Source organism: Endozoicomonas atrinae (assembly GCF_001647025.1).
GTDB lineage: Bacteria > Pseudomonadota > Gammaproteobacteria > Pseudomonadales > Endozoicomonadaceae > Endozoicomonas > Endozoicomonas atrinae.
The window spans coordinates 1-5092 of sequence record NZ_LUKQ02000322.1 but is presented as its reverse complement, the minus strand read 5'-3'; the positions used below and the strand labels follow the sequence as shown (position 1 = coordinate 5092).

Genomic DNA, 5092 nt, shown 5'->3' with positions numbered 1-5092 from the left:
GGTACATTCTGACTAAAAAAGGCTGGGAGTATGGAACGATGTATGAGCCTCAGACAAAAAGATTCAGAACTACTGCTGACAGCAAAGACGCAATACTGAGAAGCAGCGCTCAACCGGTTTTTGACTATACCATCATCGACCTTTTTGTATAAGGATATCACCATGAACCCGTTTACCTACAACACCCTCCTCCAGAAAGAAACCGCTGATTATTGGAAGCACCCGACCAAAAAACGAGCGCCAAAATCCATGCGGAAAAAGAAACGAAAAGCGCAGAAAATAGCCCGCCGATTGAACCGGCGATAAGGCAAAAAACGGTCGGCCGTTAGGAAACGCATAAGGTAGGAAACGCCAAGGGGGCAAAAATGGACAAAAAAACCATCAAAGCCAAAGAGTTACAGAGAAAAGCACTGGAACTCCGTACACTAGGCCTGTCCTACCAGCAAATCGGCGACCAATTGAGCGTTTCAAAGAGCGCCGCTTTCAAGGCCTGCAGCAAAGCATTAAGCGAAGTAGAAGAAGAAACCCGGCAGCTTGCCAAGCTGAACAAGACCCTGGATTTACAGCGGCTGGATTGGATTATCCGGGAAGCCATGAAGCAGGCACTGAAAGGGGATTTGCAGGCAATGGACAGGATTATGAAAGCCATCGACCAGCGAGCGAAAATATACGGCTTTGAAGCTCCAAAGAAGATCGCCCACACGACACCTGACGGTGAAGAACTGGCGAGCCAGGGCATCGTGGTGGTGCCCTCACCCATGGATTTAGAACAGTGGCTGACCCAATACCAGCCGAAGGACGAGGCATGATTACCGTCAAAGGGACGAAATACGAGCTGGATTGTCATGGCATTACCCCACGGCAGGCAGAGTTTATTATTTTGCTGGCCGAAGGCTACAGCCAGCGGCAACTGGCCGCCGAGGTAGGCATAACCCATCAGGCCATTACCGCCCGGTTAGCTGGCGCAAAAGAAAAGTTAAACGCAAAGACACCCACAGAGATGGTGGCGATATGCTTTGCCGAAGGATGGATGCGGAAGAAGGGAGAGAGCAAGGATGCCTAAGCCTAATAAAATGGTTTGCAGCGTGGCGATATCAGTACACAAAGACAACAACAAAGATCAGGCATTGAGACTTTATCCCAATGGGGACGAGAACGCCGAGCCCATCGATATCCATTTATTGTTTCCAGAGCATGCCATGATGAGCGAACCAGTCATGGAAGGCATGATGGAAAGCCTGGCACACCAGATGGCCGAGGGGTACCGGCAACACCTGAAGCAAGAGAAGGACAAACGAATCGCCAAAAACATAGTGACGACTTTCTTAAACCGAGCCAAGCAGAACTGAGGCCAGCGTGGCGATCACCTGGTCACCGCAACCCGGCCCACAGACCGCCCTGCTCACCTGCCCTATTGAAGACATTCTCTATGGCGGTGCTCGGGGCGGAGGCAAGACCGACGGATTTTTGGGCAAATGGCTGATGCGGTCAGAGGTTTATGGTGGCAAGTGTAAGGGATTATTCGTCCGCCGCAGTATGCCAGAGCTTGATGAGGTCATAGGACGAAGCCAAGAGATATTTACTCCATTAGGAGCCCTCTGGAAAGCGCAGAAAAGTACATGGGTCATGCCCAACGGCGCTATTTTGAGGCTCCGCAGCTTGGAGCGTGACGCTGATGCGGGGAAGTACCAGGGACACAGCTATACCGATGTTTACATAGACGAAGGCGGCAACTTTCCCAACCCCGACCCCATCGACAAACTGAACGCCACATTACGAAATCCCCACGGTATCCCCTCCAGCTTTAACGTGAGCGCCAACCCGGGCGGCCCGGGTCACGAATGGATAAAAAAGCGATACATTGATCCAGCGCCATTAGGCATGCAGCCCCTCTCTTTAAACGAGAGTGATGACAGCAGTACCACGAGGCGCATCTATATCCCGAGCCGACTACAGGACAACCGTCTCCTGATAGATGGCGACCCCGGCTATATGGATCGCCTGAAAAAGTCAGGCCCACCGTGGCTGGTACAGGCATGGCTCATGGGCGATTGGAACGCCACACCGGAAGGCGGCCTCATTAAAGCGCAGTGGTTCAAACGCTACAACGTACTGCCCTCGGAATTTTTAAGAGTTATTCAGAGTTGGGATACCGCCTATAAACCAGAACAGGTGAACGACCCGAGCGTCTGCACCACCTGGGGCGAAACCCGACACGGTTGGTATTTGCTGGACGTATTCAGAGAGCGCATGGAGTACCCGGCACTGAAACGGGCAGCAGCCAGCCTATACGAGGCATGGCGACCCCAAGGGGTATTGATAGAGGACAAGGGCAGCGGCCAGAGTTTGATTCAGGAGCTGCGCCAGGGCGTCGGGGTAGGACAGACAAAGGTCAGAATTCCTGTTATCCCCATCGACACCAAAGGCATTAACAAAGTCGACCGATTGATCGCCGTATCCAGCCTGTTTGAAGCAGGCATGGTCTATTTGCCCGAGGTATCGCCGTGGTCATTGGATTACGAAATAGAGATGACCATTTTTCCCCTTGCTCCCCACGACGACCAGGTGGACAGCACCAGCCAGTTTTTAAAGTGGGCACATGAAAACAGCGCCAGCTTTGACCATGCCGCCAGCGGCAGGAAGCGAGTGGGCATGGCGGCAATGGACGACGGTCAAAGCATACAGAGCAACAAGGGCTATGGCAGTGTCCGAGGGAGTAATGATTTCAGGGGGTATTAACGCAGTGAAATACTTTCAAGAAGATCTTCGTAATTTACATCATCCACATCGAATATTTTAAAATCATATAAAGCAGAAGTAACCTTGATAGTACGAACTGATTTAATTTCGAAACCTTTTTTCCAATTGAGTACTTTTACTGAGTTTGAGGTGCAAAATTCAAATATATCTTCGATGCTTTCACCCTTGAATATAAAGTGGTCAGTTTTTTGTTTTCCTTCCTTGGCAATTTCAACAAGAAACGTCATTTTCTCAGTCATTGAGTTAACTCCTAAAAAATATATGGAATTTTTAGAGGTGATAATCTTAAACGAAGTCAATATAAAATTGCTGTACTGAAAAGTCTTTAGGGAAGAACCACAATGGCAGGCAAGCCCACCCTCGGCGAGATCGCCCAAGCCGACCACGGCATTCTGATGAGCAAAGCCTATACCCATATGCTGATGGAAAACCCCGACAGCGTCCTCCAGCAACGAGGCCGGGATATGCGCCTCTATGACGAGTTGCTTCGGGACGACCAGGTGAAACCCTGCTTTCAGCAACGCAGACTGGCCGTGACCCAATCGGAGTGGGACGTGGAGCCGGCCAGCGAGAGCAGCGAAGACAAAGCCGCAGCGGAATTTATTAAAGAGCAGATAAATAGCCGCAACTTTGATGACATTACCGACAAGATGCTATTCGGCGTGTTTTACGGTTATTCAGTAGCCGAGTGTTTGTGGGCATACGACGGCAACAGAATTGTTATAGACGATATTAAGGTCAGAGATCGCAGCCGTTTTAAGTTTGATCTGGAAGGCAATCTGAGACTGATTAATATTCAGCATCCAAACGGCATGAAGCTACCAGAGAAAAAGTTCTGGGTATTCAGCGCTGGTGCCGACCACAGCGACAACCCCTATGGCATGGGGCTGGCACATTACCTTTATTGGCCGACCTTTTTTAAACGCAACGGCATCAAGTTCTGGCTGATCTTTTTGGAAAAGTTCGGCATGCCTACTGCAGCGGCCAAACTTCCCCCCGGACAGGCACAAGACCCCATCGAACGAGAGAAAGCTCTGCAGGCACTGGATGCCATACAAAGCGACAGCGGCGTTGTTATTCCCGACAACGTGATTATTGAGCTCATCGAAGCCGCCAGATCAGGCACCGCTGATTATGATGCCCTTTGTCAGCGTATGGACAAGGCGATCAGCAAAGTGATCCTGAGCCAGACCATGACCACTGATGATGGCAGCAGTCGAAGCCAGGCGGAGGTTCATCAAGAGGTTCAGGAAGCCGTTATCAAGAGCGATGCTGATCTGATTTGTGAGAGCTTCAACCAGCAGGTGGTGGCGTGGCTCACTGAATGGAATTTCCCAAACGCTAACCCACCCAGAGTATGGCGAAAGACCGAGCCAGAAGAAGACCTGATGGCCAGGGCAGAACGAGACAACAAGATCAGTACTCTCGGCTATGAACCCACGGAAGACTATATCCGGGAAACCTATGGCGAGGGTTGGAAGAAGAAAGAATCCAGTCCGTTGCCACCCATGGGAGCAGGAGCGCCAGAGCTGCCGCCGGAGTTTTCTGAGATAACCAGCCTGACCCAGAAGCGAGCCAGCCACCGGGCAGATATGCAGTCACTGGTGGATGCTGCTGAGTATTTAGGCACCAAGTACCAGGCGATGTATGGCAAGCGGGTGGAACAGTTGCTGAACTATTTGGAGGAAACCGATGATGTGGCTACCTTTCGGCAGAAGCTGGTAGAGATGATGAAGGAACCGCCTGCTGATGAGGCGGTGGAGACGGTGAGGAATGCTTCGTTTTTTGGGCGGTTGATGGGGTTGGTGTCGGGTGGTGCAAAATGAATGAACCCAGTGTTGAACTCATGGCTCCCTTGATTAACGTTTCTGGAAAATATCGTTGCTGAAGATCCGCTGAAAATATGTGGATCTCGGTATATAAAAATTTCCAATAATAAGGATGAAAAATATTTAATTCCGATACTATTAATGGATAGATTTTAATCTAAGCTTAACGGTTTAAAGCTTAATATTGATGTCATCATCAACGTATGGACACTTTAATCATATTTACTCAAAGAATGCACTTGTATGCATTATAACATCATTGAGACCTGTCGTTATGATTCAGCAACCTATTCAGCAACCTATTCAGCAAGCATTTTGTGATAGTGCTTCCCAATGTTCAGGGAATGGAGTAGACCATTCCTGGCTCGGTCATGGAATTGCTGTTTCTAAAGCGTTTGTGGGATCATTGATTCCAATGAAAGACCCTCACTTCAGTATTAATCCCTGTAAAGCACTGCAGGATATTGGGCGACTGGCAGCAGTATCTGTCCTGCCTGCGAGTA

Annotated in this window: 8 protein-coding genes; 7 read left to right on the top strand and 1 reads right to left on the bottom strand. The window is 49.7% G+C overall.

What is annotated here, in order from left to right; translation table 11 throughout:
• Positions 1 to 162 precede the first annotated feature (162 nt).
• The 5 genes from AK963_RS33625 to terL are packed head-to-tail and all read left to right on the top strand — an operon-like array spanning position 163 to position 2739.
• Positions 163 to 306, top strand: a complete 144-nt coding sequence (locus AK963_RS33625) for a hypothetical protein (protein WP_175404548.1) — start codon at positions 163 to 165, stop codon at positions 304 to 306.
• A gap of 59 nt (positions 307 to 365) precedes the next feature.
• On the top strand, positions 366 to 809 hold the full coding sequence (locus AK963_RS25250) for a hypothetical protein (protein WP_066018144.1): 444 nt from the start codon (positions 366 to 368) through the stop codon (positions 807 to 809).
• On the top strand, positions 806 to 1063 hold the full coding sequence (locus AK963_RS25245; protein WP_066018143.1) for a helix-turn-helix transcriptional regulator: 258 nt from the start codon (positions 806 to 808) through the stop codon (positions 1061 to 1063). The genes AK963_RS25250 and AK963_RS25245 overlap by 4 nt, the downstream gene beginning before the upstream one ends.
• On the top strand, positions 1056 to 1349 hold the full coding sequence (locus AK963_RS25240) for a hypothetical protein (RefSeq protein ID WP_066018142.1): 294 nt from the start codon (positions 1056 to 1058) through the stop codon (positions 1347 to 1349). The genes AK963_RS25245 and AK963_RS25240 overlap by 8 nt, the downstream gene beginning before the upstream one ends.
• A 7-nt stretch (positions 1350 to 1356) precedes the next feature.
• On the top strand, positions 1357 to 2739 hold the full coding sequence (gene terL / locus AK963_RS25235; RefSeq protein ID WP_202969865.1) for a phage terminase large subunit: 1383 nt from the start codon (positions 1357 to 1359) through the stop codon (positions 2737 to 2739).
• On the opposite strand, the gene AK963_RS25230 is transcribed toward terL, so the two are convergent.
• Positions 2736 to 2999, bottom strand: a complete 264-nt coding sequence (locus AK963_RS25230) for a hypothetical protein (protein WP_066018141.1) — start codon at positions 2997 to 2999, stop codon at positions 2736 to 2738. The genes terL and AK963_RS25230 overlap by 4 nt on opposite strands.
• 102 nt (positions 3000 to 3101) lie before the next feature.
• Between AK963_RS25230 and AK963_RS25225 the strand changes: the two genes are divergently transcribed.
• Positions 3102 to 4586 (top strand): DUF935 domain-containing protein, encoded by a 1485-nt coding sequence (locus tag AK963_RS25225; RefSeq protein ID WP_083232885.1) that lies wholly within the window; start codon positions 3102 to 3104, stop codon positions 4584 to 4586.
• Between the two features lie 277 nt (positions 4587 to 4863).
• A partial coding sequence (locus tag AK963_RS35930; protein WP_238593844.1) for a hypothetical protein occupies positions 4864 to 5092 on the top strand: 229 nt, incomplete at its 3' end.